The 25,918-nt window shown below is 62.9% G+C and carries 30 protein-coding genes and 2 pseudogenes; 14 read left to right on the forward strand and 18 right to left on the reverse strand.

The window, feature by feature from the left end; all coding sequences use genetic code 11:
- Positions 1-3: 3 nt before the first annotated feature.
- From glp to BM110_RS05480, 8 genes are all read right to left on the reverse strand, one after another.
- On the reverse strand, positions 4-1,230 hold the full coding sequence (gene glp, locus BM110_RS05445) for a molybdopterin molybdotransferase MoeA (protein ID WP_093512645.1): 1,227 nt from the start codon (positions 1,228-1,230) through the stop codon (positions 4-6).
- Positions 1,227-1,781 carry a molybdenum cofactor biosynthesis protein B gene (gene moaB / locus BM110_RS05450; RefSeq protein WP_093512647.1) on the reverse strand — a complete coding sequence of 185 codons (555 nt, stop codon included), beginning with the start codon at positions 1,779-1,781 and terminating at the stop codon, positions 1,227-1,229. The genes glp and moaB overlap by 4 nt, the downstream gene beginning before the upstream one ends.
- 83 nt (positions 1,782-1,864) lie before the next feature.
- Positions 1,865-2,512 carry a pyridoxamine 5'-phosphate oxidase gene (gene pdxH, locus BM110_RS05455; protein WP_092245401.1) on the reverse strand — a complete coding sequence of 216 codons (648 nt, stop codon included), beginning with the start codon at positions 2,510-2,512 and terminating at the stop codon, positions 1,865-1,867.
- Between the two features lie 100 nt (positions 2,513-2,612).
- A complete protein-coding gene (locus BM110_RS05460) occupies positions 2,613-3,029 on the reverse strand; it encodes a hypothetical protein (protein ID WP_093512649.1) in 417 nt (138 codons plus the stop codon).
- A gap of 9 nt (positions 3,030-3,038) precedes the next feature.
- Positions 3,039-4,214 carry an NnrS family protein gene (locus tag BM110_RS05465; RefSeq protein ID WP_093512651.1) on the reverse strand — a complete coding sequence of 392 codons (1,176 nt, stop codon included), beginning with the start codon at positions 4,212-4,214 and terminating at the stop codon, positions 3,039-3,041.
- 292 nt (positions 4,215-4,506) lie between these two features.
- The gene (locus tag BM110_RS05470; RefSeq protein WP_092245392.1) at positions 4,507-4,950 is read right to left on the reverse strand and encodes a CopD family copper resistance protein; all 444 of its coding nucleotides are present in this window, start codon (positions 4,948-4,950) and stop codon (positions 4,507-4,509) included.
- A 76-nt stretch (positions 4,951-5,026) separates the two neighbouring features.
- Positions 5,027-6,343 (reverse strand): OprD family outer membrane porin, encoded by a 1,317-nt coding sequence (locus tag BM110_RS05475; RefSeq protein ID WP_093512653.1) that lies wholly within the window; start codon positions 6,341-6,343, stop codon positions 5,027-5,029.
- Between the two features lie 249 nt (positions 6,344-6,592).
- A complete protein-coding gene (locus BM110_RS05480; RefSeq protein WP_093512655.1) occupies positions 6,593-7,615 on the reverse strand; it encodes a zinc-dependent alcohol dehydrogenase family protein in 1,023 nt (340 codons plus the stop codon).
- A 155-nt stretch (positions 7,616-7,770) separates the two neighbouring features.
- On the opposite strand from BM110_RS05480, the gene BM110_RS05485 reads away from it, so the two are divergent.
- Positions 7,771-8,652, forward strand: a complete 882-nt coding sequence (locus BM110_RS05485; protein ID WP_093512657.1) for a LysR family transcriptional regulator — start codon at positions 7,771-7,773, stop codon at positions 8,650-8,652.
- A gap of 67 nt (positions 8,653-8,719) precedes the next feature.
- Here the strand turns inward: BM110_RS05485 and BM110_RS05490 are convergent, their stop codons facing one another.
- Entirely contained in the window at positions 8,720-9,265 is a 546-nt protein-coding gene (locus tag BM110_RS05490; RefSeq protein WP_093512659.1) for a putative natural product biosynthesis protein, read from the reverse strand.
- 62 nt (positions 9,266-9,327) lie between these two features.
- Positions 9,328-9,711, reverse strand: a complete 384-nt coding sequence (locus BM110_RS05495) for a DUF2946 domain-containing protein (protein WP_093512661.1) — start codon at positions 9,709-9,711, stop codon at positions 9,328-9,330.
- A 164-nt stretch (positions 9,712-9,875) separates the two neighbouring features.
- Here BM110_RS05495 and BM110_RS05500 point away from each other — a divergent pair, with 164 nt between their 5' ends.
- Both BM110_RS05500 and BM110_RS05505 read left to right on the forward strand, forming a co-directional pair.
- Positions 9,876-10,484, forward strand: coding sequence for an SCO family protein (locus tag BM110_RS05500; protein ID WP_034106413.1), 609 nt, complete (start codon positions 9,876-9,878; stop codon positions 10,482-10,484).
- Positions 10,484-10,966, forward strand: a complete 483-nt coding sequence (locus tag BM110_RS05505) for a copper chaperone PCu(A)C (protein ID WP_093512663.1) — start codon at positions 10,484-10,486, stop codon at positions 10,964-10,966. Before BM110_RS05500 ends, BM110_RS05505 begins: the two co-directional genes overlap by 1 nt.
- Positions 10,967-10,982: 16 nt before the next feature.
- Here the strand turns inward: BM110_RS05505 and BM110_RS05510 are convergent, their stop codons facing one another.
- Positions 10,983-11,312, reverse strand: coding sequence for a DHCW motif cupin fold protein (locus tag BM110_RS05510; protein ID WP_092245360.1), 330 nt, complete (start codon positions 11,310-11,312; stop codon positions 10,983-10,985).
- A 125-nt stretch (positions 11,313-11,437) separates the two neighbouring features.
- On the opposite strand from BM110_RS05510, the gene BM110_RS05515 reads away from it, so the two are divergent.
- A complete protein-coding gene (locus BM110_RS05515) occupies positions 11,438-11,926 on the forward strand; it encodes an HIT family protein (protein WP_093512665.1) in 489 nt (162 codons plus the stop codon).
- Positions 11,927-11,935: 9 nt separating this feature from the next.
- Here BM110_RS05515 and BM110_RS05520 read toward each other — a convergent pair whose 3' ends face one another.
- On the reverse strand, positions 11,936-12,406 hold the full coding sequence (locus BM110_RS05520) for a GNAT family N-acetyltransferase (protein ID WP_071491718.1): 471 nt from the start codon (positions 12,404-12,406) through the stop codon (positions 11,936-11,938).
- A gap of 175 nt (positions 12,407-12,581) precedes the next feature.
- On the opposite strand from BM110_RS05520, the gene BM110_RS05525 reads away from it, so the two are divergent.
- Positions 12,582-12,917: a hypothetical protein gene (locus BM110_RS05525; RefSeq protein ID WP_033896666.1), complete on the forward strand. Its 336-nt coding sequence runs from the start codon at positions 12,582-12,584 to the stop codon at positions 12,915-12,917.
- Here BM110_RS05525 and BM110_RS05530 read toward each other — a convergent pair.
- A complete protein-coding gene (locus BM110_RS05530; RefSeq protein ID WP_071491719.1) occupies positions 12,907-14,520 on the reverse strand; it encodes an ATP-binding response regulator in 1,614 nt (537 codons plus the stop codon). The genes BM110_RS05525 and BM110_RS05530 overlap by 11 nt on opposite strands.
- A gap of 116 nt (positions 14,521-14,636) precedes the next feature.
- On the opposite strand from BM110_RS05530, the gene BM110_RS05535 reads away from it, so the two are divergent.
- Positions 14,637-15,239 (forward strand): LuxR C-terminal-related transcriptional regulator, encoded by a 603-nt coding sequence (locus BM110_RS05535; RefSeq protein ID WP_093123539.1) that lies wholly within the window; start codon positions 14,637-14,639, stop codon positions 15,237-15,239.
- Here the strand turns inward: BM110_RS05535 and BM110_RS05540 are convergent.
- Genes BM110_RS05540 through BM110_RS05550 form a run of 3 tightly spaced genes read right to left on the reverse strand, consistent with a single transcriptional unit; the run spans position 15,236 to position 16,734 of the window.
- Positions 15,236-15,670: a GNAT family N-acetyltransferase gene (locus tag BM110_RS05540; RefSeq protein WP_092245349.1), complete on the reverse strand. Its 435-nt coding sequence runs from the start codon at positions 15,668-15,670 to the stop codon at positions 15,236-15,238. The two genes, BM110_RS05535 and BM110_RS05540, sit on opposite strands and share 4 nt — an antisense overlap.
- A gap of 5 nt (positions 15,671-15,675) precedes the next feature.
- Positions 15,676-16,227 carry a hypothetical protein gene (locus BM110_RS05545; RefSeq protein WP_093512667.1) on the reverse strand — a complete coding sequence of 184 codons (552 nt, stop codon included), beginning with the start codon at positions 16,225-16,227 and terminating at the stop codon, positions 15,676-15,678.
- A 6-nt stretch (positions 16,228-16,233) separates the two neighbouring features.
- Complete coding sequence (locus BM110_RS05550) at positions 16,234-16,734, reverse strand: hypothetical protein (RefSeq protein ID WP_092245344.1); 501 nt, start codon at positions 16,732-16,734, stop codon at positions 16,234-16,236.
- Between the two features lie 169 nt (positions 16,735-16,903).
- On the opposite strand from BM110_RS05550, the pseudogene BM110_RS05555 reads away from it, so the two are divergent.
- The 5 genes and pseudogenes from BM110_RS05555 (at position 16,904) to BM110_RS05575 (ending at position 21,010) form a co-directional block, all read left to right on the forward strand.
- Positions 16,904-18,236 (forward strand): annotated as a pseudogene (locus BM110_RS05555) (flavin-containing monooxygenase).
- Between the two features lie 24 nt (positions 18,237-18,260).
- On the forward strand, positions 18,261-18,671 hold the full coding sequence (locus tag BM110_RS05560) for a RidA family protein (RefSeq protein WP_016969085.1): 411 nt from the start codon (positions 18,261-18,263) through the stop codon (positions 18,669-18,671).
- Between the two features lie 10 nt (positions 18,672-18,681).
- The gene (locus BM110_RS05565; RefSeq protein ID WP_093123555.1) at positions 18,682-19,359 is read left to right on the forward strand and encodes a DUF1028 domain-containing protein; all 678 of its coding nucleotides are present in this window, start codon (positions 18,682-18,684) and stop codon (positions 19,357-19,359) included.
- Entirely contained in the window at positions 19,356-20,498 is a 1,143-nt protein-coding gene (gene argE, locus BM110_RS05570) for an acetylornithine deacetylase (RefSeq protein ID WP_093512671.1), read from the forward strand. Before BM110_RS05565 ends, argE begins: the two co-directional genes overlap by 4 nt.
- Before the next feature lie 191 nt (positions 20,499-20,689).
- Positions 20,690-21,010: a hypothetical protein gene (locus BM110_RS05575; protein ID WP_093512673.1), complete on the forward strand. Its 321-nt coding sequence runs from the start codon at positions 20,690-20,692 to the stop codon at positions 21,008-21,010.
- 160 nt (positions 21,011-21,170) lie between these two features.
- Here the strand turns inward: BM110_RS05575 and BM110_RS05580 are convergent, their stop codons facing one another.
- Positions 21,171-22,082, reverse strand: coding sequence for a LysR family transcriptional regulator (locus BM110_RS05580; protein WP_071491725.1), 912 nt, complete (start codon positions 22,080-22,082; stop codon positions 21,171-21,173).
- Positions 22,083-22,300: 218 nt separating this feature from the next.
- On the opposite strand from BM110_RS05580, the gene BM110_RS05585 reads away from it, so the two are divergent.
- The 3 genes and pseudogenes from BM110_RS05585 to BM110_RS29725 all read left to right on the forward strand — a co-directional run.
- A complete protein-coding gene (locus tag BM110_RS05585; RefSeq protein WP_092245328.1) occupies positions 22,301-23,716 on the forward strand; it encodes a purine-cytosine permease family protein in 1,416 nt (471 codons plus the stop codon).
- Between the two features lie 238 nt (positions 23,717-23,954).
- Complete coding sequence (locus tag BM110_RS05590; RefSeq protein WP_092245325.1) at positions 23,955-24,446, forward strand: GNAT family N-acetyltransferase; 492 nt, start codon at positions 23,955-23,957, stop codon at positions 24,444-24,446.
- Between the two features lie 37 nt (positions 24,447-24,483).
- Positions 24,484-24,630 (forward strand): annotated as a pseudogene (locus BM110_RS29725) (GNAT family N-acetyltransferase); the annotation flags it as partial.
- Between the two features lie 4 nt (positions 24,631-24,634).
- Here BM110_RS29725 and BM110_RS05600 read toward each other — a convergent pair.
- A complete protein-coding gene (locus BM110_RS05600; protein WP_093512676.1) occupies positions 24,635-25,840 on the reverse strand; it encodes a TPM domain-containing protein in 1,206 nt (401 codons plus the stop codon).
- Positions 25,841-25,918 lie beyond the last annotated feature (78 nt).

Raw genomic sequence — 25,918 nt, forward strand, 5'->3', positions numbered from 1 at the left:
TCCTTATTGAAAATCGGCAAACGACAGGAACGGCACGGCGGCACCCTTGAGCACCTGCTGCTCGCGCTCGACGATCACCAGGCCATCGGCCCAGCAGGCGGCGGCGAGCATCGCCGAGCTTTGCTGGGGGTGCAGGATGGCGCGCAGCTGCCCATCGCTGTCGGGGCTCAAGCGCGCACGCAGGTACTGGCGGCGCTTGTTGGGTTTGAGCCACTCGAAGGCCGCCGGCACGCTGACAGGCACCGGCAACACCCGCTCCACACCTTGGGCGCGCAGCAGGAACGGGCGCACCACGATCAGCGTGGTGACCAGCGCGGCGGTGGGGTTGCCCGGCAGGCCGATCCAGGGTTTGCCGGCCACTTGGCCGAACGCCAGGGGTTTGCCGGGCTGGATCGCCAGGCGCCAGAACTCGACCTTGCCCAGTGCCTGGATCGCCTGTTTGAGATGGTCCTCTTCACCCACCGACACGCCGCCGGTGGTCAGCGGCAGGTCGCACTCAGACGAGGCCAGCATCAACGCATCGCGGCTGGCCGCCAGGGCGTCGGCCATCACGCCGTAGTCGTGTACCTCCACGCCCCAGCCACGCAGCAACGCCGCCACAAGGTAGCGATTGCTGTTGTAGATCTGCCCCGGCGCCAGCGACTCGCCCGGCTCGCGCAGTTCATCGCCACTGCTGAGCAGGCACACGCGCAGTGGCCGGTAGACCTTGACCCGGGGAATGCCCGCCGCCGCCAGCAGGCCGAGCTCCTGGGCGCGCAGGCGTTTGCCGGTGCTCAGTACCCGTTGCCCGCGTTGCAGCTCTTCGCCGCGCTTGCGAACGTGTTCGCCCAGGCGCAACGGCGGGCACCAGATGCGCTGGCCATACACCCGGCAGCGTTCCTGCGGCACCACGCTATCGGCGCCCGGCGGCAGCGGCGCGCCGGTGAAGATGCGCACGGCTTGCCCGGGCTGCAACGGCACATCCGTGCTGTGCCCGGCGGCGATCCGCCCGACCACTTCCAGGTAGCCGCCCTGCTCCGGCACGTCAAACGCGCGCAGGGCGTAGCCGTCCATGGCGCTGTTGTCCCAACCCGGCAGGTCGCGGGGCGAGAACACCTCTTCGGCGGTCACCCGGCCCAGGGCCTGGGCCAACGCAAGCATTTCGGTGGCCGGTGGCGGCGGCGCCTGGGCCAGCAACTGCTCGATGGCCTCCTCTACCGGCAGCAGGTCGCCGCTGTCGCAGGTACTCATGAGCGTGCCTCACAGGCAGCGAGGCTCTGATCGAGTTGCGGCTTGAGGTGCGGCGCAAAATTGCACGGGCCGGTACGGCTGTCCAACTGGCCAACCAGGATCTGGTCCCAGGCAGTACGACAGGCCCCCGGCGAACCGGGCATGCAGCACACCAGCACGCCGTTGCTGAAACCGGCCAGGGCCCTGGATTGCAGGGTCGACATGCCGATTTCCGCCAGCGATACCTGGCGGAACAACTCGCCAAAGCCATCCACCTGTTTGTCCAGCAGCGGCAACACCGCCTGGGGCGTGTTGTCGCGCGCGGTGAAGCCGGTGCCGCCGGTCATCAGCACCACTTGCACCTGCGGGTCGGCGATCCATTGCGAGACGCGTGCGCGGATCTGGTAGATGTCATCCATCACGATGCCCCGGTCGATCAGCATGTGGCCGGCACGTTGCAGGCGGTCCACCAGCGTGTCCCCGGAGGTGTCGGTGTCGTAGGTGCGGGTGTCGCTGATGGTCAGCACCGCGATGTTCAGGGAAACGAAACTGCATTGGGTCAGATGGGCCATGATCCAGGCTCCAGGCGTTGAAAAGATGCGTCCAGCCTGCGCCGCATCGGGCGCAGGGCCTATTCCTCGAAGGAGGTATGCCGTCAGGGGGCCAGGCGCGTGCGCTGCCACCCGCTGTCATGCAGGCGGTAGTCGAGGCGGTCGTGCAAGCGGTCTGGCCGGCCTTGCCAGAACTCGATGCGCCGGGGTTGCAGGCAGTAGCCGCCCCAGTGCTCGGGCCGGGGCGGCTGGCGCCCGGCAAAACGCTCGGTGACCTCGCGCAGGCGCCCTTCCAACTCGCTGCGATGGGCCAGGGGCTGGCTCTGGGGCGAGGCCCAGCTGCCCAACTGGCTGGCGGCCGGGCGGGCATCGAAGTAGTCGTCCGACAGCTCGGCATCGGCCTTCACCACCGGGCCTTCGATACGCACCTGGCGCTCCAGGCCCGGCCAGAAGAACGTCATGGCGGCATGGGGGTTGTCCGCCAGTTCATGGCCCTTGGCGCTCTGGTAATTACCAAAAAAGAAAAACCCGTCGGCGCTGAAGCCCTTGAGCAGCAGGATGCGGCAGTGGGCATGCCCCTGGCCGTCCACCGTGGCCAGGGCCATGCTGTTGGCCTCGGCCGGCGGCACTTCGGTCTTGCGGGCCTGGTCCAGCCACTGGCCGAACAGCTCCAGCGGGTCGGCCTGCGGGCAGTCGTCGCGAAGGCCGTAGAGGGTGTAGTTGCGGCGCAATTGCGCAAGGGACAGGGGCATGGCGCGGTCCTCCAGAAAGTTCGCCACAGTGTGGGAACTGGCGCACCGTTATCCCTTGACCGCGATCAACAATCGGCCGCGGCATGACGCCGCATACCGCTTACCACAACGACTTGGCGATGATCACGATCAGCACCATGCGCGCGAGGATGCTGCGCCGAATCCACCGTGCACGCTTGGCGCTCAGGCGCTGTTTACCCAGCCAGTACGCCAGCAACAGGTAGTGCCCGATGATGCTCAGGGCCAGCAGGATTTTCAGGCTCAGCAGCCACGCAAAACGACTGTTCCACGGCACGCCCCAGTAGTGCCAGGCCAGCCCCAGGCCCGCGCCGTACAGCACGATGACCACCAGATGCAGCACCCGTCGCGAGCGCCGGGCAATCGCCTGGTCGCAGGTGAACTGCGCGGACCAGGCCAACTCCTCCCGGGCGCTGTGCCAGATCACCACTTCAAAAAACAGCGTGCCGATGAACGCGCTGGCCGCCAGCAGATGAACCATCAATAGCACTGAATACATGGATCTCTCCTAACCCGGATGCCCGTCGACACGCGCCTGCCACAGCATCGGCCCGTAGCGCCACAGGTACAGCCCCAGGCCGACGGACCAGCACAGCGCGGCCAGCCACAACGCCGCCACCGGCCACACCAGCACCAGCAGCACCCGGCACACACACGCCAGGTTCAGCAGCGCAAAGGCCAGGGTCATCCCCGAGGGCGGCTGCAATGGCCGGCCGGTATGGCCCAGGCTGACCCGCGCGATCATCGCCAGGATCAACCCGGCCATGGCGCCGATGGTCAAGGCGTGCACCGCCAGGCTCGGGTTGAGCGGCACGCCAAAATGCCACAGCGCCATGCCCAGGCACGCCAGCGCCAGCCAGGCATAGGCCAGGTGCAGGGACCACAGCAGCGGCACCCGCCACAGGCCGCGATCATGCCAACGCGCCAGGCGCAGCAGGTGGCCCACGCCCAGCAGCGCGAACAGCACACCGATCCAGGCCCGTGGCAACAAGGCCACCCCACCGGCATACAACAGCCCCACTAGAATCGAACCGCCCAACAGCAGGTGATCCAACCAGGGCCAGGGCTTGACCGCCGCGACCCGACCCAGGCCGCGCTGGGTGAAAAACGGGATCACCCGCCCGCCGATCAGCCCCATCATCGCCGCCACCAGCCAGAGGCCGGTCAACACCGCCTGGCGCCGCAGGCCCTGGTCATACAGTGACAAGCCATCGGCCACCGCCAGCAATACCAGCACCAGCACAATCGGATAATTGCGCGTCTGCCGCACCTGCCACAGCGTCCATCCCATCACGCCCGCCACAGCCAGCGGGAAGCTCAGTTCCAGCACCACCAGCAATGGCAGCGGGAGGTCGAGCAACCAGCCCACGCGCGCCGCCAGCCACAGCGCCGCCAGTGCGCCCAACGGTGCCCCGCTGAGTCCGGGACGACCGGTCCAGGTCTGCACCGCCGTCAGCAAGAAACCGGCGATGATCGCCAGGCCAAAGCCGAACAGCAGTTCATGCCGATGCCAGGCCAGCCAGCCGCAGGCCGGTTGCCAACTGCCGGTCATGCCGCCCAGGGCCAGCAGCCACAGCGGCACCGCCAGCGCGGCCAACAGGCAGGCACCGAGGAAAAACGGCCGGAAGGCCAGGCGAAACAGCGGGGTAATCGACATGGCCTTGCGTCGATCCAGTACGTGCATGGCAGGGCTCCTGAATTTATCACTGCGCCGATGGTGCGCCGGTGTGCGCATCTTGCCCTTGTCGCAGATCAAGCTGCGCCAAGGGCAACCGGATTAACCTCGGAGCAAGTTCGCCTTGCTCGGCACGCTGTGCGTGCGCCTGCACCAGCGGGTCAACAAGATCGAGTTTGCCGAGGGCACGTCCCGCTAGTGTCAGCCGAACAGACCCAGACCAATGCGGCTGCAATCACCGTGCACCGTGAAACCCTCATCGGTGCGACGCCACGGCGTACCTTGATGTGCATCAAGGGCTTTACCAGGTCAGGTAAAACATGCTCTTGGCCAACAGCACGATGGCGACCATATGCCCGAACAGGCTCAGATGGATAACCCGCAGGTAAGCCGCACTCACCCGGCCACGGCGCATGCGCAGCATCGTCAGCAGAAAGTGCAGCAGCACACTGGCGGCGAGGATCAGCTTGAGGGTCAACAGGGTGCCGAACGACGACGCGAACGGCGCGGCCAACACCGGCAGGTAACGCAAGCCGACCATGCCCAGCCCGGCGCCGAACAGCACCAGCAACACCCACGGCATAAGCGCCCGGGCACGCACACCGATGCCTTGCTCGACCTGCAGCATCACCCGCGCCGGCAATTGCCGATGCAGACCGCCCAGGATCAGCACTTCGAAAAACACCGTGCCGATGAAGATCAGCGCGGCGAACAGATGGGCCAGCAGAAACAGCAGGTAAAGCATGGTGGCCTCGCAGGTGGCGTCGAGGCGACAGTGTGGCGGCCTGGAGGCTTGCGCGCCTTGACGTCGGTCAAGCCCGTTACAGCCACGGGATGCTGTAGCTGACAATCAGCCGCGTCTCGTCCTTGTCCGCCGTGTCATTGCCGCGCAATACCGCACTGCGCCAGGTAAAGCCCAGCCCTTTCAAGGCGCCGGTGGGGATCACGTAGTCCAGGCGCAGGTCGCGCTCCCATTCGCTGTTGTCGCGGCCGGCGGTGCGGATATGGCTGCCGTGAATGTAAGTCACACTGGAGCGCAACCCCGGTACGCCCAGGCTGGCAAAGTCATAGGCATAACTGCCCACCATGGCCTGTTCGCCGGCATTCACAAACTTGAGCGACTGGGAGTTGGTGATCAGGTAAAGCGAACGGCCCTGCCCCTGGTTGATGTGCGGGAAGTCACTTTGCCCGGTGGTTTTCTGGTAGCCCAGGCTCAGCGAATGCCCGCTCAAGCCATAGGTGAACAGTGCGCTCCACAAGCGGTTGTCGACCTTGCCTGTGGTGACGCCGGGCGCGTAGTAGCCCGAGCCGACATAACCTTCGCTCCGGCCCGACGCACTGCCGTTCTTACCGTCGGCGGTGCTGTAGAAATACCGCAGGTCGCTCTTGAGCTGCCCCACCGGCAGTTGCCAGTTGTGCACCAGGCCCAGGAAGTGCTGTTGGTAGAAGTTCTCCAGGCTGGCGTAGTAGTACTGCACCTGCAGTTGCTTGCTGACGGTGTAATCCACGCCGCCGTAGTAGAACTGGTGACTGGACTTGCCCTTGACCGGGTCATTGGCGCCGGCAATCGACAGGCCTTGGCCGTTGCTGGAATTGCGGTCCACGACCTGCTCGATCTTGCCCGCGATCAGGTTGATGTCCTTGAAGTCCCTGGACTCCACCTGATAGCCGCGGAAAGTCTGGGGCAACAGGCGCCCGTCTTCGGTGGTCAGCACCGGCAGCCTGGGCGTCAGGCTGCCAGCCTTGAGTTGGGTCTGGGCAATGCGCAGTTTGCCGGTGACGCCGGTCTTGCTGAAGTCATGGGCGGCCTTGCCATCGTCCAGCGGGAAGACGCTGCCGGGGGTGTTGTCGGCACCGGACTTGCCGGCCCGGCCCGAGGCGTCCAGGCGCAGGCCGTACCACTCTTGCAGGTCCAGGCCCAGGCCGACCGTGCCTTCGGTGAAACCGGACTGGTAGTTGAACATAAAGGCCTGGCCCCATTCCTTGTCCGAGGCGGCCTTGGCGTTGCGGGTGTCCTGGTTGTAGTAGAAGTTGCGCAGGTCGAGGCTGGCTTTGCTGTCATCGATAAAACCCGACGCAGCCGCCTGCTGCGCAGCGCCGATAGAGACGGCGAGCACCAGGCAAGTCTTGTGGTTCATGAAGGCTCCGAGCAGTAAGTGAGGCGATCCGTCGCAGCCCCGGCCTGTTCTTGTCGCAGGCCTGTAGAGCGGCACTCGACGGGAGCGCGCACGGTATAGGCTTGATCCCTGGGGAAAAAGCCACGAACTGCACGATTCACTTTTTCAGTTTGCGTAACAATCCACCGAGCGGCGAGCGCGTGTCCAGCAGTGAGGTGCAGTGCAGACACGGCCCTGGTACGAGCCCGAATACCCTCTGGATGATGTAGATCACGGGCCGACCTCGATCACGACTTTACCGAAGGCGCCGCGCTGCAAATGGGCGAAGGCCCGGGGCGCTTCGGCAAAGCGGTAGGTGTGGTCGATCACCGGTTCGAGGCTGTGTCGCTCCACCATGCGAACCAGGTCTTCAAGGGCACGCCGTGGCCCCACCGCTACACCGACGATGGCGGCGCGCTTGGCCAGCAGGCTCATCAGCGACGCGCTCAACTGGTCGCTCTCGAGCAGGCCGATCACTGAGACACGCCCACCGTTGCTCACCGCTTGCAGTGAACGCGCCAGGTTGTCGCCACCGGCCATTTCCAGCACGTGCTCGGCGCCGCGTCCGCCGGTCAGTTCCAGCACGGCGTGGTGCCAGTCCGGCACCCGGCCACGGTGGATGCCATGGGTGGCGCCCAGTTCGACGGCACGGGCGATTTTTTCATCGCTGCTGCTGGTGATGATCACACGGGCGCCATGGGCCGCCGCCAATTGCACGGCAAACAGCGAGACGCCGCCGGTGCCCTGCACCACCACGGTCTGGCCGGCGTGCAAGTGGCCGAGTTCGATCAGCGCCATCCAGGCCGTCAATGCCGCCACCGGCAAAGTGCTGGCCTGGGTGGCGTTCAACGAGCGCGGCGCGAGCACGCACCATTCGGCGGGGGTGGCCACGTACTCGGCAAGCATGCCGGGGATCGGGCCGCCTTGCGGTGGCGCGTCGGCCCAGGACAACGGCCTGCCGTCGACCCAGCCGGCGAAGAAACTCGACAGCACCTTATCGCCCACCTTGAACCGGCTCACACCCTCCCCCACTGCCACCACCGTGCCCGCCATGTCGGACGCCGGGGTGAAAGGGAATTGCAGGCTGGCGCCCATGCCGTTTTCCGCTACCTCGGCGTCACGGTAGTTGAGCGACACCGCCGCGACGCGCACCAGCACCTCCCCGGCCTTGGCCAGCGGTCGCGGCACACGGGCCAGGCGCAAGGTATGCAGGCCAAAGGTCGGGATTTCCCAGCGTTGCATCAAGTCAGTCATGTTCAGGTCTCTCGTGAGGGTTTTGCGCAAGGATAAGAACCTCGCTCCACGGGATTAAGTAGGGGGCGATTCCTGGGTCTGCGGAGCTTTCATTCCGCAATGCTGGCAATTGCGTTAGGGTATCGGGCAATTCCCGTCGGCAATCGGTGCATCAGATGGACAACCTCACGACCCTGAATGCCTTTGTGCAGGTCGCACACACTCACAGCTTTGTCGCCGCCGGGCGGGTGTTGGGGGTGACGGCGTCGGCGGTCGGCAAGAGCGTTGCGCGCCTGGAGGAGCGCCTGGGTGTGCGACTGTTCCACCGCAGTACGCGCAGCGTGACGTTGACTGCCGAGGGCGAGCTGTTTTTGCAGCGCAGCCGGCGCATCCTGCGGGAAATCGAGGAAGCCGAGGCGGAGTTGTCCCAAGTCAGCCAGGCGCCCAGTGGTCGCCTCAAGGTCAGCCTGCCGTTGGTGGGCCATCCGTTTTTGCCGGTGCTGGCCGACTTCAAGCAGGCCTACCCCGACGTCGAGCTGGACCTGAGCTTCACCGACCGCCGCGTGGATGTGGTTGAGGAAGGCTACGACGCGGTGTTGCGCAGCGGCGAGGCGCCGGACTCGCGCTTGAGTTCACGGCTGGTGGGGGATTATCGGATGATCGTCGTGGCGGCCCCCGCCTACCTCGAGCGTCACGGCACACCGCAGCGCTCCAGCGACCTGGCCCAGCACAGTTGCATCCTGTTCCGCTTCCCGAATACCGGCAAGTTGCAGCGTTGGCCGTTGCACACCCAGGGCATCGAACTCGACCAGCACCTGCCGGCGGCGATGATCTGCAACAACCTCGAAGCCCGGGTATGTTTTGCACTGCACGGCATTGGTATCGCCTACCTGCCGGACTTCGCCATTCGCGAGGCCCTCGACAGCGGGCAATTGCTGCAGGTGCTGCCTGACTGCACCGAGCATGGCAGCTTTCGCATGATGTGGCCGTCGAGCCGGCACCCGTCGCCCAAGTTGCGGGTGTTTATCGACTTTCTCAAGGAACGCCTGTTTCCCTGATCAAGTACTGTCGAAGTGCTGCCGCGCCTGAGGATGACGGACGTTGTCACGTGGATCCGCCAACACCTCAGGGCACCGGCAACCATCGACTGAATTCACCCCGGCTGTTCAACGGGCACCAGGCGAAGTCCGTTTGCGCAGGGGGCAATGCCTGGCGTTCAACCATCGCGTACGGCGAGCCCTTCCAATCAAACAGCGTTGCGCCCTGCCAGGCCAGGACCACACCCCTGGCCTGGCTTTTATCCGTCTGCACCCAACGCGCGGCAGCCGCCGCCATGAACGCCTCGATGGGTTCGTCATCGATCTGCGCCCGATACTCCGAGCCCAGCAGCCAGCGGCAGACGTTCACGTGGTAGGTCCAATCCAGCGGCGGCCGGTGGCGATAGGCCCAGGTCATGAAGCTGCGAAACAGGTTCAGGCCCTCGGGCGGGTCCAGCTTGAGCAGCGCCGGGCAGATGTCGAACAAAGTGTGCCAGTACGGCAGCAGGCGAGCATCCAAGTGCACGAAACTGCGGGAATTGCTGGGGTATTCAGGCGGCGCCGGCTCCGCGTGCAGGCGGCGGGACGCCTTGCTGACCAGGCGGTTGGCGCCTGTGGGCAACAGGTGGTTCATGAAACGCACTCACAGTCATGACGATGGGACGCCTCCCGGTTTCAGGAGGCCCAAGGCAAACGTCAGAATGCAGGGGAAGCGCGGGGGTTGGCCGACGGCCAGGAATATCGTGGCGGCGCCTTGTTGCGCCGTTCATGGGCCGGACGCGGGGGGTGTCCCATGCCCAGCAGCCAGGCCAGGCCGACCAGAAACACCAGCGCAACGGTCAGTGCGTTGCAGACCGGGCAGGCAAAGTAGTTCGAGATGTTGCTGGAAGATGGGCTACCCAACCCTTTGTCGGAAAGTGGCGCCTGGTTGCCGCTCACCGAACAGAACGCCCCACCGATGCCATTGAGCGCCTGCCCCGTCATCTGCCCATGCCCCAAACCGCAGACGAACAGGTTCATGAGCACGCAGAAGTACAGGGCCCAGGCGATCAGCGAACGGTCGGGGTGGCTCGATTTCATGGCGGCGACTCTACCACCCGCGCCGCAAAAGGATGAAGCGCGACATGCCCCTGTGGCAGAACGTCGCAGATTACGTGCGCTTCCCAGGGTTGGTAGACTGGGCGCCCTCAAAGCCTGACGTATTGATCCAGAGCAATGCAGGCGCTTCACAGGATGCACAGTTGATGAGTACGTTATTCACCCGCCGCAAGGTGCTGACCGGTATGGGCCTGTTGGGCCTGGGCAGCCTGCTGGGCGGCTGTGACTACAGCCCCAAGCTGAACTTCAAGTACGGCAAGGACTTGAGCGACAAGATCATGGGCCGCACCTTCAAGCTCAAGAACACCGACGGCGAGACCGTCACCCTCAGCTCGTACCGTGGCCTGATGCCGGTGGTGTTCTTCGGTTTCACCCAGTGCCCGGCCGTGTGCCCGACCACCCTGGCGCGCGCCGCCCAGGCCAAGAAGCTGATGGGCCGCGACGGCGAAATCATGCAGGTGGTGTTCATCACCCTGGACCCGGAACGCGACACGCCGGAGATTCTCGACAAGTACGTCAAGGCCTTCGACCCCAGTTTCGAAGCGCTGTACGGCACCCCGGAAGAAATCGCCGTGGCCGCCAAGGAGTTCGGGATCTTCTATGAAAAGATCCCCGCCGGCGACACCTACACCCTGTCCCACACCGCCACCAGTTTCGTGTTCGACACCCGTGGCAACCTGCGCCTGGGCCTGCAGGCATCCCTTACCGCTAAAGAGTGCGCAGAAGACCTGCTCACCGTCATGGAGGTCTGCTAATGACTGCCGTTCAACACCTCAAACGCACCCTTATCGGCATGACCCTGCTGGGCCTGGCCGCTCACGCCAGCGCCCAGGTACAAGTCACCGACGCCTGGGTACGTGCCACTGTGCCGGGCCAACCGTCCAGCGGCGCGTTCATGACCGTCACCGCCGACAGCGACAGCAAGTTGCTGAGCGTGGCCTCGCCGGTGGCCAAGGACGTGCAGATCCATGAAATGAGCATGAAGGACGACGTGATGCGCATGGGCCCGGTGAACTCGGTAGCCCTGCCGGCCGGCAAGGCCGTGACCCTCGACCCCGACGGTTACCACGTGATGCTGATGGGCCTGACCGGCCAGATCAAGGAAGGCGACCAGGTGCCGCTGACCCTGACGGTGCAGAACGCCAAGGGCGAAAAGCAGGCGATTGAAGTGAAGGCGCCGGTGCGTGGCCTGGATGGGATGGACCATAGCAAGATGGACCATGGCAAGATGCATTGAGACGTGCGCACCCGCCTCAATCCACGATAAATAGCCTTGCCCCGGCACTCGTCGAAGATCGATGCCCTTCCATGTCATTGCCCACCTGGTAACTCATCCCGGCCGTCAGCGTAAACTGACGGCCGTCTTCCAGTTCCGTGTGCAACTCGCCTTCCAGGCATAACAGCACATGCCCCCGCCAGCACCAATGGTCCGCCAGGTAGCCAGGCGTGTATTCGACCATCCGCACACGTGTTGTGCCGAAATGGCAGGTGCGCCACAGGGCATTGCCAGTGATGCCTGGGTGAATCACCGGTTCGACCGTGGACCAGTCGGTGGTGCCAAAAGGAACAGCAGTGAGATCCATGGCGAGCGCTCGCGTTGATTGATGTGACTTGAGGCTATTCACAAGACACGGTGGACGGTAGACACAGATCGACCCGTTTTATGAGATACGGGTATCCTGCCCGCAAAGAGCTCACGGACACGCCTATGCAGATCGACCCTGCCTACATCCTTCACGAAACCGAACACTGGCGGCTCAACCATCATCTGGCATCTGCGTTGCCCGGCTACCTGATGCTGGCGGCCAAAGCGCCGATCCACTCCCTGGCTGACATGCCGGAACCGGCGCTGGCCGAGTTGGGCGGGTTGCTCGCGAAGGTCCAGCGGGTAATGGAGGCGCAGCTGGAGCCGAAATGGCTGTACATCGGCCGGTATGGGCACATGCCGGGCTTCCCGCTGCACTTTCATTTCATCCCCGTGTATGACTGGGTAGAGGCGGCGTTTTGGCGTGATGAGCGTTATCGGGTGCTGCAGGGTTTTGGAACACAGGAACTGGCGCAAACATCGACCGATGGGGCTGAGTTGACGCTGTTTGTATGGCGTGAGTTTGGAGAACGCCTCACGCCACCGCAGGTCCAGGGAGACACGGTGCATCAAGTCATTGAGAGGCTGCGCGTAGCGTTTGCGCGTCAATGACGAGTGGTCTCAGGGGATCAGTTGTTTTGTCATCGGGATACACGCCAACGTCAGCCCCGACGGCGAGTAATAAACCGCCTGTTCATCCCCCGCATAGCCACACGCCCGGTAAAAGCTCGCCGCATTCAACGTCGCATCCAGCACCACGGTCTTAACCGCCATCTCCCGCGCAACCGTCTCAAGGTGATCGAGCATCGCCTTGCCATATCCGCGCCCGGTGCACTCGGGCAATACGAACAGTGCGCCGACTTCATTGTTGTCCAGATCAAGCATTCCAGTGACGACCGCCCTACCGTTCAGCCACCCCAGGTAAAACGGTTTATCCATCAGCGCACTGTAACCATCCTCGGCCTTGCCCCGCGTCCACAGCAGCATTTGCTCGCGCGTGTAAGCGCCGATGCATTGGCCACGAATGGCCTGCAAGCGGATGTCGAACGCCACCTGGGCGTGTTCTGGGGTAGCCCGTTTTATCTCCAGCATTTCACGCTCCTTCCATGAAATCATCGTGCCATTAGCACACTTGTGCTAATCGACCCCTCCCCCCTGCGGCGCTATATTCCCCGGCACTTCCAGCGCTCCTCCGGCACCGTGCATTTCTTGCGCGTGGGCGCGTTGTGCGCTGGAAAAACCATAACAACCCCAAGGAAGAAGCACCATGAAACTGCAATCCTCCGTTACCCGCCTCACCCTGCTGGGCGCCCTGATCATCGGCGTCGCCGGCTGCAGCAACATCAAACCTACCGAAGATCACCTCAAGACGCTGTCGGAGACCAACCTGGGCGAACCGGTCAAGCGTATTTCCAATGTGCGCAGCGACTCGATGACCACCTACTACGTCGCCAGTGCCGCCTCCGGCGAGTACAACTGCTCAGTGCCCAGCGGTGCCAGCGGCGGTATGTTCGCCGTGGCCAGCTTTGGCATGATGAAGCCTGCGGCCTACTGCCAACCCAAAGGTGCACGCGGCAACCCACTGCAGGGCTTCACCCAGTAACCGTCTGCTGGCTCAGGTCGCGCAAGGTCCCGCGCAGTTCGGCGGGACGCACCGGCTTGGAGAGAATGGCGATCCGGCGGTCGTGCAAGGCAGCCTGGATTCTCTCCACGTCATGCCCGGTGAGGATCAGCGCAGGGACGGCCCAGCCGCGTTGCTCGCGCAGGGCATCGATGCATTCGATACCAGTAGCGTGGTTGCCCAGGTCGTAGTCGGCGACGATGATGTCGCAGTCACTGACCAGAGCACGCCCCGAAGACTCCGCCTGTACCTCGCAACCCCAGCGCTCCAGCAGGGCCTGGGTGGCGAGCAGCACGTTGTGGTCATCTTCTACCAGGCACACCTTCAACCCGGTCAGCAGCCCGGCCTGGCGCGTGTCGTCGCGCGGTGCCGTGGCACGTGGCGCAGAGGCCAGGGTCAAACCATACAGGCTTACAGAAGTACCATGGCCCACCCGTGAGCGCAGGCCTACCTGCACGCCCATCAACTGCCCCAGGCGCTTGACGATGGACAGTCCAAGGCCGACGCCTTCGACGTCCTTGTCACGCAGGTGGCGCACTCGATAAAACTCCTCGAAGACCTTTGATAGATGCTCCTCGGCAATCCCCCGGCCCCGGTCATGAATCTCCACCGCCAAGCCGCCGTCGCGAACGCGCACGCCGATCAGCACAGGCCGTTGCGCGCCGTATTTGAAGCAGTTGGACAGCACGTTCTGCACCATGGTCGCCAGCAGCGCAGGGTCGACCAGCACCCAATGCGTGCAGGGCCGCAGGCGCAGCTCCACCCCGGCCCAACGCGCGGCCTCGGCGTTCTGGCGCACCAGGTCGGCAAGGAACTCGCCCAGGTGCACCGCCTGGTACTTGGGCAACACGCGGCCGTTGTCGAGGGTGTAGAGATCGAGAATCGAGCGGAACAATTGCGATACGTTGAGCAGCGAACGGTCGATGTTGTCGACCAGGCGCCGCTCTTCATCACCCAGCCGGGCTTCGCGCAGGCAAGCGGTGAACAGGCCGATGGAATGGATGGGTTGACGCAGGTCATGGCTGGCCTGGGCAAGGAAACGGGATTTTTCCAGGTTGGCGGCAATGGCCTGCTCGGAGGCCTTGCGCGTGCGCTCCAGCAGGATATGCGCGTACACCGGGATCACCGTGCTGGTGATCATCAACATCAGCACCATGAAGGGTTGCGCCTGCCACACCGGCGTCAGCCGATACACGATCAGCAGCGCCAGCAAGGCCAGCGCCGTGGCGATCGCCAGGTAGCGCGAGCCGTAGCGCATGCCGTTGCCCAGGTTGACCCATACCATCACCGCATACAACGGCAACGCCGCTTCACCGCCCACCACCATGCCGAACGAGGTGCCGGTGTAGTCGTGGATCATGCCGAAGATGCGCCGCGCCGGGTAATGCCCCGGCCAGCGCACGATGACTTGGCGCAAGGCAATGGAGGCCAGCAGGAACAGGAAGATATACAGGATCACCGGCAGGTAGGTGTCCACCGACTGTCCCGGCAGGAAGCCCAATGCACCGATGTAGACGATTGCAATGCTGGCGACCACGATGCGCAGGTTGGCCTGGTCGAGTTCGGAGTTAGTCTCAAGACTCATGGGTTTACGTCCTTGTGCGGCAGTCATCAATTCCTTAACGCACCGCAGGCAGGCCCTGGGCACGGTGGTAAGGTAGCATGCAACGGCACAACCTTGCCCCAGGGAGGAGCACCCCCATGACCGGCCGTATCATCATCGCCGATGACCACCCGATGTTCCGCGAAGGTATGGTGCGCACCGTGCAGCGCCTGCTGCCGGACGCCCTGGTGCAGGAAGCCGGCGACCTCGACGGTGTGCTCGCGCTGATCCGCGACGGCGGCGAGATCGACACGCTGATCCTCGACCTGCGCTTCCCCGGCCTGACCTGCATGAGCCAACTGGTCGAACTGCGCCAGCAATTGCGGCGCACCACGCTGATCGTGGTATCGATGGTGGACGACCCGGCGCTGATCGACCAAGTCATGGCCCTGGGCACGGACGGGTTCATCGGTAAGAACATTGCCCCCGAAGAGATCGGCCAGGCGCTGCTGGCGATCCGCGAAGGCGAAGTACTGGTCAAGTTCGCGCCCTCTGGCCTGCTGCCACTGGACACCCATACCCTCACCGCCCGCCAGCAAGACGTGCTGCGTCTGATCGCCCAGGGCAAGACCAACAAGGAAATCGCCAAGGCCCTGGATATCTCGCCGTTTACCGTGCGTATCCATGTGTCGTCGCTGTTGCGCGCGCTGGATGTGCCCTCGCGGGCGGCAGCTGCGGTCAAGTATTCCGGGGAGTTCTAGGCGTTTTCGTCGCCTGTGCGGGTAAACGAATAGCGGTCGATATCGGTGCGCAGTGTCCAGCCCTGGCCTTGCCAATACTGGGCGGCGCTGGTGTTGCTCTTGAACACGTCGAGGTGGCATTTGTAGATGCTCAACTGCTCCAGCGCGCCTAGGCAGCGCTGCGTCAGCATCTGGGCGATGCCTTGGCGGCGATAGTCCGGCACTACCAGCAGGTGTTGCAGGTAACCGCGACGCCCGTCGTGGCCGCACATCACGCACGCGATCAATCGGCCATCGGCTTCGGCGACAAAACTCATCTCGGGATTGCGCGCCAGGTAGCGCTCGGTGGCCTCACGGGAGTCGGCGTCGCGCAGGGAGATGCCGGGGGTGCCTTGCATCAGGGCGAGGATGGCGTCGTAGTCGGCTGGGGTCATGAAACGGATGCTGGGCATAGTGGTCAGAAACCTTTGAAGTCCGAGGCAACTTGTCGCCATTTCGATCTGACCCGGCTCAGGCACTCATAGATCAAGGCGAAATTGAATTGCTGCAAGGATGCACGGCCATGTGCCAACGCATTGCGATCAACGTATAGCCCTCGCAGTTCGGCCAGATAGTTTTTGAAATAGCTATCGCGCCCAAGCGCCCCCTGCCAGGCATCGATGATACTTCTTAAGGAAATATGGCCTGCGCCGCTATTCAAACGTTGAAACCTGCGATGGTGGACGTTCCCGCTGTTACTGTCTGCGCCCCGCCATGCACAGTCCCTGCGAATCCCACCTTCACAGGCTGCCAGTAACGCCAATGATGCAAACGCTTCATGCTCATCTTCCCGACGGCGAATGAAGGCTTTCCACTCTTCCTGGGTCATGAACATGATTTGATCCAGCGTTTCTTCCGAGACATGCTGCGGTTTGGCCCCATCCACTACACGCTTGAGATGTCGCAGGCCGTCCAAGCTGACGACGTACCAGTTCCGGGCTTCATCAATAGTGGGAAATCGTTCTGTCATCAGCACTCATTCTCCAACCATCAATTCAAACAGGCGTACCAGACCCTTGTCGTCGAAGTCGAACCCGCCTCTGGCACCAACACCCGGATAGACCCGCCATACCCACTCTCGATCGTAGGGGGGCCGAGTGTCGTCGACAGGTGACTCGTCAGGTTGCTGAGCAATCAACTTGACCCGCTCGCCACGCCCCGCCTCAATCACATCTACCCGGCCAAACCCACCAATGATCACGCTGGCTACTGGCGTGAACTGCACCACGCCGGTCGGCATTTCAACACGCAGCCCACAGACCTGATATGAGCCAAGGGTTTCTTCCTGGAGAGCATGGGTGGTGGGCGTGAACGCCGACTCATCAAGCCCGGCTTCGACCAATGCCAGGCGGATCCGAACGAAAAGCTGCTCAAGCTCATCCAGCCATCGCGCTTTGCGTTGAGCCCAATCGACATGTCGCTCCTGCGACTGTTTTTTTGCCTGCTGCTCGCTGATAAAACGTTTCAAATCGGTCATGACAGTTCTCCTTGGGTTAAGCCTACCCCAGTTGGCATTGCGCCGGTAACCGTCATTAAGTAACGGCATGCATTTGACCTGAGCAATCACTCTTGCATCCGATATTTATGCTCACTTCCCAGCTTAATAATATTTTATTAATAACCGCCCTCCCCCTAGCCTTGAAGTCATGCCAACGCTGAATCCAACGGCATTACGCAAGGACAGAGGACATGACTGAAGCAATAACAAAAACAGACACGCTGGTGGTGGGCGCCGGCCAGGCTGGCGTGGCCATGAGCGAGCATCTGAGCAAGCAAGGCGTGCCCCACCTGGTGCTGGAGCGCAGCCGCATCGCCGAGCGCTGGCGCACCGGGCGCTGGGATTCGCTGGTGGCCAACGGGCCGGCGTGGCATGACCGCTTTCCCGGCCTCGCATTCGACACCGTCGCCCCGGACGGCTTTGCGCCGAAGGAACGCGTGGCCGATTACTTTGAAGCCTACGCCCGCAAGTTCAACGCGCCGATTCGTACCGGCGTCGAGGTGCTGTCCGTGGTACGCAATGTCGGCCGCCCCGGCTTCACCGTGCACACCAGTGAAGGTGTGATCGAAGCCAACCGGGTGGTGGCCGCGACCGGACCATTCCAGAAACCGGTGATCCCGGCGATTGCGCCGAAAGATACGGCCCTGCACCAGATCCACTCCGCCGAGTATCGCAACCCCGCGCAACTGCCGACCGGCGCCGTGCTGGTGGTGGGCGCCGGCTCATCCGGCGTGCAGATTGCCGATGAATTACAGCGTTCCGGGCGCCAGGTGTACCTCTCCGTCGGCGCCCACGACCGCCCGCCCCGCGCCTACCGCAATCGCGATTTCTGCTGGTGGCTGGGGGTGCTGGGTGAGTGGGACCAGGCGGCGATGAAGCCCGGCCGCGAGCACGTGACCATTGCGGTCAGCGGCGCGCACGGCGGCAAGACCATCGACTTCCGCGAGCTGGCCCAGCAAGGCATGACCCTGGTGGGCCTGACCCAGGCGTTCAAGGGCAGCGTCGCCACGTTCCAGCCGAACCTGGTGGAAAACCTGGCACGCGGCGATGAAAACTACCTGGCCCTGCTGGATGCCGCCGATGCCTACATCGAACGCAACGGCCTGGACTTGCCCCTGGAGCCCGAAGCCCGTCGCGCCTTCCCAGATGCGGACTGCATCAAGAACCCGATTCTGGAACTGGACCTGGCCAGGGCCGGCGTCACCTCGATCATCTGGGCCACCGGTTTTGCCGTGGACTACAGCTGGCTGAAAGTCGCAGCCTTCGACGAGGCCGGCAAGCCCCGGCACCAGCGCGGCGTGTCCAGCGAGGCCGGGGTCTACTTCCTCGGGTTGCCGTGGCAGTCGCGCCGGGGGTCGTCGTTCATCTGGGGCGTGTGGCACGACGCCAAATACGTCGCCGACCACATCGCCATCCAGCGTCAATACCTTGAATACCGCGAAGCCGCCCCGCTGGCTCGCCCATCCCCTGTCAACGCCTGAGCCTTCATTGCCGGAGTTTTCTCGATGCCCACTCACACCCGAATCCGCATGTTCAACACTAAAGAAACCTACCCCAACCAGAGCCTGGACAACGACCTGTGCCAGGCCGTGCGCGCCGGCAATACCGTGTATGTGCGCGGCCAGGTCGGCACCGATTTCGAGGGTAACCTGATCGGCCTTGGCGACCCACGCGCCCAGGCCGAGCAAGCGATGAAAAACGTCAAGCAACTGCTGGAAGAAGCCGGCAGCGACCTCAGCCACATCGTCAAGACCACCACCTACCTGATCGACCCGCGCTACCGCGAGCCGGTGTACCAGGAAGTCGGCAAGTGGCTCAAGGGCGTGTTCCCGATCTCCACCGGGCTGGTGGTGTCGGCCCTCGGCCAGCCACAGTGGCTGATGGAAATCGATGTGATCGCCGTTATTCCCGAGTAAGGAGCCACACATGACCTTTTCAATCGTCGGTCGGTGCGCCGAAACCGGCCAACTGGGCATTGCCATCAGTTCCTCGAGCATTGCCGTGGGCGCCCGCTGCCCTTGGTTGCGACCCGGAGTGGGCGCGGTGTCGACCCAGAACATCACCTTGCCGGCGTTGGGCCCGGACGTGCTGGACCTGCTGGAGCAAGGCCTGGCCCCTGCCGACGCCCTCGACAAAGCGCTGACTCGCAACGGCTACAGCCAGTACCGGCAACTGACGGCGATTGATCACCTGGGACGCAGCGTGCATTTCAGCGGCAGTGAAACCCTCGGCACGCACAACGCGGTATCGGGCGAGCAGTGCGTGGCGGCGGGCAACATGCTGGCCGACCGTGCGGTGATCGAGGCAATGGTCAGCGCTTTCGAGCAGGGCGAAGGCCAATTGGCCGACCGACTGCTGGCGGCCATGCACGCCGCGATTGCCGCCGGTGGCGAAGCCGGCCCGGTGCATTCGGCCGCGCTGGTGGTGGTGGGCGAATTGACCTGGCCGATCATCAACCTGCGGGTGGATTGGGCCGATGAACAGCCGATCGTTGCACTGCAAACACTCTGGGACGCCTACCGTCCGCAGGTGCAGGACTACATCGACCGCGCCCTCGCCCCGGACCGCTCCCCCGGTTACGGCGTGGCCGGAGATGACCGATGAATACCAGCCGCGAACTGCTGCAGACGCTGGTTGCATTCGACACCACCAGCCGTGAATCCAACCTGCAACTGATCGAATTCGTGCGCGACTACCTGGCGGATTTCGGAGTGGCCTGCGAGTTGGTCTACAACCCGGAACGCAGCAAGGCCAACCTGTTTGCCAGCGTTGGCCCGGTGGAGTTGCCCGGCATTGTGCTGTCGGGGCATACCGATGTAGTGCCGGTGGACGGCCAGCCCTGGACGGTGCCGCCGTTCGAGCTGACCGAACGCGATGGCAAGCTGTTTGGCCGTGGCACCGCCGACATGAAGGGCTATATCGCCTGCGTACTGGCGCTGGTGCCGGCACTGGTTGCAGCGCCGCTGCGGATGCCGGTGCACATCGCCCTGTCCTATGACGAAGAAGTCGGTTGCCTGGGCGTGCGTTCATTGCTCGCGGTGCTGGAGCAACGCCCGGTCAAACCCATGCTGTGCATCATCGGCGAACCCACCGAACTCAAGCCGGTGCTCGGGCACAAGGGCAAGTTGGCGATGCGTTGCGATGTGCATGGCGAGGCGTGTCACTCCGCCTATGCGCCGTATGGGGTGAATGCGATTGAACATGCCGCCGAGTTGATCGGTGAGCTGGGGCGAATTGGCCAGCGCCTGCGCGATACCCAGGACGCGCGGTTTGACCCGCCGTTCAGCACGGTGCAGACCGGGGTGATCAGTGGCGGCAAAGCACTGAACATCGTACCGGCGGATTGTCGGTTTGATTTTGAGGTGCGCGCGTTGCCGTCGCAGGACCCGGCTGAGGTGGCTGACGAATTGAAGGCTTACGCCGAGCAGCAGGTGCTGCCGCGTATGCAGTCGGTGAGCGCGCAGAGTGTAATCCGGTTTACCGAGTTGTCGGCCTACCCCGGGTTGGCGACCGATGAGCGCAGCCAGGCGGCGCAATTGATTGCCGCGTTTTCCGGTTCACGGGAATTCGGCACAGTGGCGTTTGGCACCGAGGGTGGTTTGTTTGATGCGGTGGGCATTCCCACGGTGGTGTGCGGGCCGGGCAGCATGGACCAGGGGCATAAGCCGGATGAGTTCGTGGGTGTGGAACAGCTCGACGGCTGTGATCGGATGTTGCAGCGGATGCTGGCAACATTGCTGTAGCACGTCCGAGCTGAAGTATCCCGCCTCTGAATGAGGATGAAACACTTGAAACGGGGCTTTATCCAATGATCAGGAACCAAGCCTGTTGAGTCACCACCTATTGTCGCCATCAGCTCATAGGTCCGATTATGCCAAGTATCCATTCATCTTCCACTCCTTCGTCACTTCAAGGAGCACATCAGGCGTCGCACGTGCGCACTCCTTACAACATGCTGCACGAAACCGGGATGCGCTTCACGATACAACTGCATGACTACCAAAGCGCGAAAAAGATCTTCGATGAACTCGCCAGGTCAAAAGACATCGGTGTCAAACAACAATCTGACATCTATGATCTCAATGATTTTGGTGGCGGGTTTGGTATGTACAACACACTTCATTTCAGTTTCAAACCTGACTCACGTGACGGTAGCTTCAGCCTTGCCTTACAGATGAGAATCAGTGATTTCCATCGAGAGTTCCAACAAAAGCTTGATGAGGCCGGCATCAGGAATTACGCCCCATCAGAATAAAGATTGATTGTTCCCTGGTGCCGCAAAGAAACGCATCCTCAGGACGAATTTGATACATCTGTGAGTAGCAGTCCGGTCAGGAGACACCCAGTACCCTGCGAGCATTCACGATGTAAAACATTCAACCCTCTTTCCCACGTTCTGCGTGAGAACGATCATGTCAGCCGAGCAAGCGGGCAAGTTCTTCGCGGCAGTAGTCGACAAATAGCTGCACCGGCTTGGTCAGCGGTGCGCGGCGCAGCCAGACTGCCGACAGGCCGGAACCGGTGACGGTCTCGGCCAACGGCACGCACACCACCTTCTGCCCATCGTAGGTGTATTCGGTGAACGGCTTGGTCACCAGAATCGAAAACCCGAACCCCCGCCCCACCATGCCCCTCACCATCTCGATCGACGGCGAGCTGAACACGATATTCGGCGTCAGCCCGCGCTCTTCGAAAATGCTCACGAAGTAGGTGCGGCTGGGCAGCACGTCCAGCAGGATCATCGGCTCCAGCACCAGGTCTGCCAGCGACACCCTGGCCTGTTGCGCAAAGCGATGATCGGCTGGCAACAGCGCATAGGGCTGCTGCGGCGGCATCAACGGGGTGGTTTCGATAGTCGCGCCCAGGTCGTGCTCGAACAGCATGGCCACGTCGATACTGCCCGCCGTCAGCGCCTGCACCAGCTCCTGTTGTTCGCCATCGCGGATACGGATTTCCACCCCCGGCCAGCGCGCCTTGAAACCGGCTATCAGACGCGGCAGGTACAGCGGCGCCACGGTTTCAAAGCAGCCGATATCGATCTGCCCGGCCACCACGTCATTGTCCGCCAGGGCGTTCTGCTCGAACTCGTGGGCCACCCGCAACAGCTCCAGCGCCTTGCGATAGAAGCGTGCGCCGCTGGGCGTCAGCGACACGCCCTGGGCGTGATGACGGATAAACAATTGCACGCCAAAGCTGTCTTCCAGCTGCTTGATCGCCGTGGACACCGACGGCTGCGCGATATACAGCTTGCGCGACGCCTCGGCGACGCTGCCGCACTCGGCCGTGGTGACGAAATATCTGAGCTGGCGCAGGTTATAGGCAGCCATCGGGACCTCCAGAAACGTGGGGCTTCGCCCGTCAATCAGGTGTAGGCAACATACCGGAGCGCGACAAGACGCGAGCTATATTTTTTAAGGTCTATAGCAACAAACTTACTAATTTACCTCCCCGCGCCCATTGCAGATGATCACGCCAACAACAAAGCGCCGCGCAGGTGGCGCACAGCGAAGTACGTCAACGTACTCACCTTGCCTTGGAGCTCGTCATGGTTACCACTGCAACATCCTCCGCCCCGCTTATCGAAAAACACACGATTGGATACGTGCCCCCGGAAGACCGCCATGGAAAGGTCAGAGACCTGTTCACCCTGTGGTTCGGCGGCAACATCGCACCGTTGCCGATCGTCACGGGGGCGCTGGGAGTGCAACTGTTCCACCTCAACCTGCTCTGGGGCATCGTCGCGATCCTCGTCGGCCACCTGGTCGGCGGCGTGTTGATGGCGTTGCACTCGGCCCAGGGCCCGCAGATGGGCATCCCGCAAATGATCCAGAGCCGTGCCCAGTTCGGCTCACTCGGTGCCCTGCTGGTGGTGGTGATTGCCGGCGTCATGTACATCGGCTTTTTCGCCTCCAACATCGTACTGGCGGGCAAGTCCCTGCACGGCGTGGTCGACGCCGTGCCCGTGCCGGTGGGCATCGTGATCGGCGCCATCGGCTCCGGCATCATCGGCATCATCGGCTACCGCTTCATCCACGTACTCAACCGCATCGGCACCTGGGTGCTGGGCGCCGGGATCGTGCTGGGGTTCGGCTACATCTTCACCCATGTACAGACCACCGACTTCCTGACCCGCGGTGAATTCAACATCTCCGGTTGGCTGGCAACGGTGTCCCTGGCGGCGCTGTGGCAAATCGCATTTGCGCCCTACGTCTCCGACTACTCGCGCTACCTGCCGGCCGACGTGCCCGTAGCGTCGACGTTCTGGACCACCTACCTCGGCTCGGCCCTGGGCTCCAGCCTGTCGTTCATCTTCGGCGCCGTCGCCGTACTCGCCACCCCGGTCGGCATGGACACCATGGACGCCGTCAAACTCGCCACCGGTGCCATCGGCCCGTTGATGCTGGTGCTGTTTCTGCTCAGCGTGATCAGCCACAACGCGCTCAACTTGTATGGTGCGGTGCTGTCGATCATCACCCTGGTGCAGACCTTTGCGTACCGCTGGATTCCCACCGCCAAAAGCCGCGCGGTGATCTCGATCCTGGTGCTGGGGGCCTGTGCGATTGCGGCGGTGTTTGCCTCCAAGGACTTCATCGGCCACTTCGTCGACATGGTGCTGGTGCTGCTGGTGGTGTTGGTGCCGTGGACAGCGATCAACCTGATCGACTTCTACGCGATCCACAAAGGCCAGTACGACATTGCCTCGATCTTCCGCGTGGATGGCGGGATCTATGGGCGATACAACCCACAGGCACTGCTGGCCTACGCAGTGGGAATCGTGGTGCAGATTCCGTTCATGAACACGCCGCTGTATGTGGGGCCGATTTCGGCGCACATCAACGGGGCGGACCTGTCCTGGGTGGTGGGGTTGGTGGTGACGTCGCCGTTGTACTTCTGGTTGGCGAGTCGAGACAGTGCGTATAAGCGCCGGATGGACGGAGGGAAGTTGGTGGGTGGGGTTTGATGTACCCGCTGTGAGTTGAGTGATGAGGTCATTGTGGCGAGCGGGCTTGCCCCGCGTTGGGCTGCGCAGCGGCCCCAGTAAGGTTGAATGCGGTGTGCCAGGCAGGTCTCCTGTGCTGAATTTGGGGCTGCTTCGCAGCCCAACGCGGGGCAAGCCCGCTCGCCACAGGGGATCTGTGTCGCTCGGGTCGATGTTTGTCTATCATGTGGCCTCTCGCTCAACGCCTCAGGAAACGCCCATGCCCGCCCTCACCTTGCGCAACGCCCTCCCCGCCGACGCCGCCCGCTGCTTTGAAATCGAGATCGGCGCCTACGAAGGCGACGAAGCCGCCACCCTGGAAAAGATCGGCACGCGTATTGCGCAATACCCGCAAGGCTTTCTGATCCTGGAAGCGGCTGGCGAAGTGGTGGGTTTCATCAACTGCGGCTGCGCCCACCACGTGGTGATGTCGGACGACGCGTTCAAGGAGTTGGTAGGCCATTCGGCCGACGCACCGAATGTGGTGATCATGTCGGTGGTGGTCGACCCAGCGCACCAGGGCAAGGGCTATTCGAAAATACTGATGACCGAATTTGTGCAGCGCATGCGCGGCATGGGCAAGCAGACAATTCACCTGATGTGCAAGGAGCAACACGTGCCGCTGTATGAGCGCATGGGCTACCAGTATGTGCAGCCGTCGCCATCGGATCACGGTGGCATGGCGTGGCATGAAATGGTCATGGCGCTCTAGAGATGAACGCACCGCACATTGAAATCAGCGACCAACCCGACGCCGAGCGCGTCGTAATGCTGTGCTGTACACCCTGAGCTTTCAAGCACCAGGGTTTTACGAGAAGCATGGCTGGGTGCGCTTTGGTGAGATTCCATGCGAACCGGACGGCAGCAGCCGGGTGTTTCTGTCTAAATCGCTGTGATGTTTTACCAGCTCCCTGACGCCCCGCCGCCGCCACTGGAACCACCGCCGCCCGATGAACTGCTGCTGGAACTGGACCGGGAGCTGCCGGAGCTGGAACCGGAACCTCCGCCCGACCCCGAGCCGCCCTCGGAAATACTCTGGATAAACACAATAAACGCCACGATCGTCGCAGCCGGTATCGCCACTATCCAGCCTTGGTAACCCTGCCCCAGCAACATCCCCACGGCCACATAGACCGCCAGCACCACCAACACACGCAGGATGAAAAAGCGTGGACGTTTTTTCCAGGATTCACGGATGACGAAAAACAGCCCCACGTACAATCCCAGCACCAAGGCGCTGCCAAATGGCCACACCAGCCAATGGACGAAGTTGACCTCGACGAAGTGGTTCGCCACCAGCACCGCGACGAGGTACGCCAGCAGTCCCAACACGCTGTAAAACACCCCACGCGCCAACCACAATGCGCCGAATGTGGCGCCGCCGATCAGCAACGTCAGCGGCACTACAAACAGGTACATCGGCCAATCGCGCCCGCCGCCATAGATCGCCAGAAGCGCTGTCACTACCGCGGTGGCAATCAACGCGCGGCGCCAATGCAGCTTGCCGGCGGCGATGAGCACACCGCCGATGGCTCCGATGACAAACGCCAGCAGTATCGCAATGAACTGTGGATTGAGCCCCGGCGCCGCAATCGCGGGCAGGTCACCGCCGTCGACCAGCACCACCAGATCGTTCACGCCCTGGGAAACACCGCCCGCGAAATCGCCCTGGCGAAACGCTGGCGTGATGTGTTCTTCGATGATGCGATGGGCCAGCAGGTCGGTCACCGTGCCTTCCAGGCCGTAGCCCACTTCGATACGCACCTTGCGATCGTCCTTGGCCACCACCAGCAGGATGCCGTCGTTGATGTCCTTGCGCCCCAGCTTCCAGGCACGGAACAGCTGGTTGGCGTAGTCCTCGATACTCGCGCCGCCAGTGGTGGGCACCAGCAGCACCGCAATTTGCGCGCCTTTGCGCTGTTCAAGGTCGGCGAGCTGGTTTTTCATACGGGTGGCGGTGGCAGCGTCCAGGGTGTTGGTGAGGTCGATCACCCGCTGGTCGAGGGCCACGCCGATGGGCGAATCCTCCGCATGGGCGGTGCTCAACAGGCCGATGAGCACCAGCGCCACCAGGCCCAGGATCGATTGCCGCAAAATCGCCATCATGCTTTGTTACCCGAAGTTTCTTCCTGAAGGCGCCGACTTTACCTTATCAACGCTATAACGCGTGACCCCACGGCGTTG

This window comes from Pseudomonas sp. NFPP28, assembly GCF_900115535.1.
Taxonomy (GTDB): domain Bacteria; phylum Pseudomonadota; class Gammaproteobacteria; order Pseudomonadales; family Pseudomonadaceae; genus Aquipseudomonas; species Aquipseudomonas extremorientalis.

Bases quoted from the DNA above. Each gene is read 5' to 3' on its own strand.
- BM110_RS05470 (WP_092245392.1), bottom strand. From the start codon at position 4,950: ATGCTTTACCTGCTGTTTCTGCTGGCCCATCTGTTCGCCGCGCTGATC.
- BM110_RS05530 (WP_071491719.1), bottom strand. From the start codon at position 14,520: ATGAGTCTTGAGACTAACTCCGAACTCGACCAGGCCAACCTGCGCATC.
- BM110_RS05480 (WP_093512655.1), bottom strand. From the start codon at position 7,615: ATGACTGACTTGATGCAACGCTGGGAAATCCCGACCTTTGGCCTGCAT.
- BM110_RS05520 (WP_071491718.1), bottom strand. From the start codon at position 12,406: ATGCTGGAGATAAAACGGGCTACCCCAGAACACGCCCAGGTGGCGTTC.
- BM110_RS05495 (WP_093512661.1), bottom strand. From the start codon at position 9,711: ATGAAATCGAGCCACCCCGACCGTTCGCTGATCGCCTGGGCCCTGTAC.
- BM110_RS05460 (WP_093512649.1), bottom strand. From the start codon at position 3,029: ATGTATTCAGTGCTATTGATGGTTCATCTGCTGGCGGCCAGCGCGTTC.
- BM110_RS05560 (WP_016969085.1), top strand. From the start codon at position 18,261: ATGCCCACTCACACCCGAATCCGCATGTTCAACACTAAAGAAACCTAC.
- BM110_RS05485 (WP_093512657.1), top strand. From the start codon at position 7,771: ATGGACAACCTCACGACCCTGAATGCCTTTGTGCAGGTCGCACACACT.
- BM110_RS05490 (WP_093512659.1), bottom strand. From the start codon at position 9,265: ATGAACCACCTGTTGCCCACAGGCGCCAACCGCCTGGTCAGCAAGGCG.
- BM110_RS05505 (WP_093512663.1), top strand. From the start codon at position 10,484: ATGACTGCCGTTCAACACCTCAAACGCACCCTTATCGGCATGACCCTG.
- BM110_RS05585 (WP_092245328.1), top strand. From the start codon at position 22,301: ATGGTTACCACTGCAACATCCTCCGCCCCGCTTATCGAAAAACACACG.
- glp (WP_093512645.1), bottom strand. From the start codon at position 1,230: ATGAGTACCTGCGACAGCGGCGACCTGCTGCCGGTAGAGGAGGCCATC.
- BM110_RS05525 (WP_033896666.1), top strand. From the start codon at position 12,582: ATGAAACTGCAATCCTCCGTTACCCGCCTCACCCTGCTGGGCGCCCTG.
- argE (WP_093512671.1), top strand. From the start codon at position 19,356: ATGAATACCAGCCGCGAACTGCTGCAGACGCTGGTTGCATTCGACACC.
- BM110_RS05590 (WP_092245325.1), top strand. From the start codon at position 23,955: ATGCCCGCCCTCACCTTGCGCAACGCCCTCCCCGCCGACGCCGCCCGC.
- moaB (WP_093512647.1), bottom strand. From the start codon at position 1,781: ATGGCCCATCTGACCCAATGCAGTTTCGTTTCCCTGAACATCGCGGTG.
- BM110_RS05540 (WP_092245349.1), bottom strand. From the start codon at position 15,670: ATGCCCAGCATCCGTTTCATGACCCCAGCCGACTACGACGCCATCCTC.
- BM110_RS05565 (WP_093123555.1), top strand. From the start codon at position 18,682: ATGACCTTTTCAATCGTCGGTCGGTGCGCCGAAACCGGCCAACTGGGC.
- pdxH (WP_092245401.1), bottom strand. From the start codon at position 2,512: ATGCCCCTGTCCCTTGCGCAATTGCGCCGCAACTACACCCTCTACGGC.
- BM110_RS05550 (WP_092245344.1), bottom strand. From the start codon at position 16,734: ATGACCGATTTGAAACGTTTTATCAGCGAGCAGCAGGCAAAAAAACAG.
- BM110_RS05600 (WP_093512676.1), bottom strand. From the start codon at position 25,840: ATGATGGCGATTTTGCGGCAATCGATCCTGGGCCTGGTGGCGCTGGTG.
- BM110_RS05580 (WP_071491725.1), bottom strand. From the start codon at position 22,082: ATGGCTGCCTATAACCTGCGCCAGCTCAGATATTTCGTCACCACGGCC.
- BM110_RS05475 (WP_093512653.1), bottom strand. From the start codon at position 6,343: ATGAACCACAAGACTTGCCTGGTGCTCGCCGTCTCTATCGGCGCTGCG.
- BM110_RS05515 (WP_093512665.1), top strand. From the start codon at position 11,438: ATGCAGATCGACCCTGCCTACATCCTTCACGAAACCGAACACTGGCGG.
- BM110_RS05465 (WP_093512651.1), bottom strand. From the start codon at position 4,214: ATGCACGTACTGGATCGACGCAAGGCCATGTCGATTACCCCGCTGTTT.
- BM110_RS05500 (WP_034106413.1), top strand. From the start codon at position 9,876: ATGAGTACGTTATTCACCCGCCGCAAGGTGCTGACCGGTATGGGCCTG.
- BM110_RS05510 (WP_092245360.1), bottom strand. From the start codon at position 11,312: ATGGATCTCACTGCTGTTCCTTTTGGCACCACCGACTGGTCCACGGTC.
- BM110_RS05545 (WP_093512667.1), bottom strand. From the start codon at position 16,227: ATGACAGAACGATTTCCCACTATTGATGAAGCCCGGAACTGGTACGTC.
- BM110_RS05535 (WP_093123539.1), top strand. From the start codon at position 14,637: ATGACCGGCCGTATCATCATCGCCGATGACCACCCGATGTTCCGCGAA.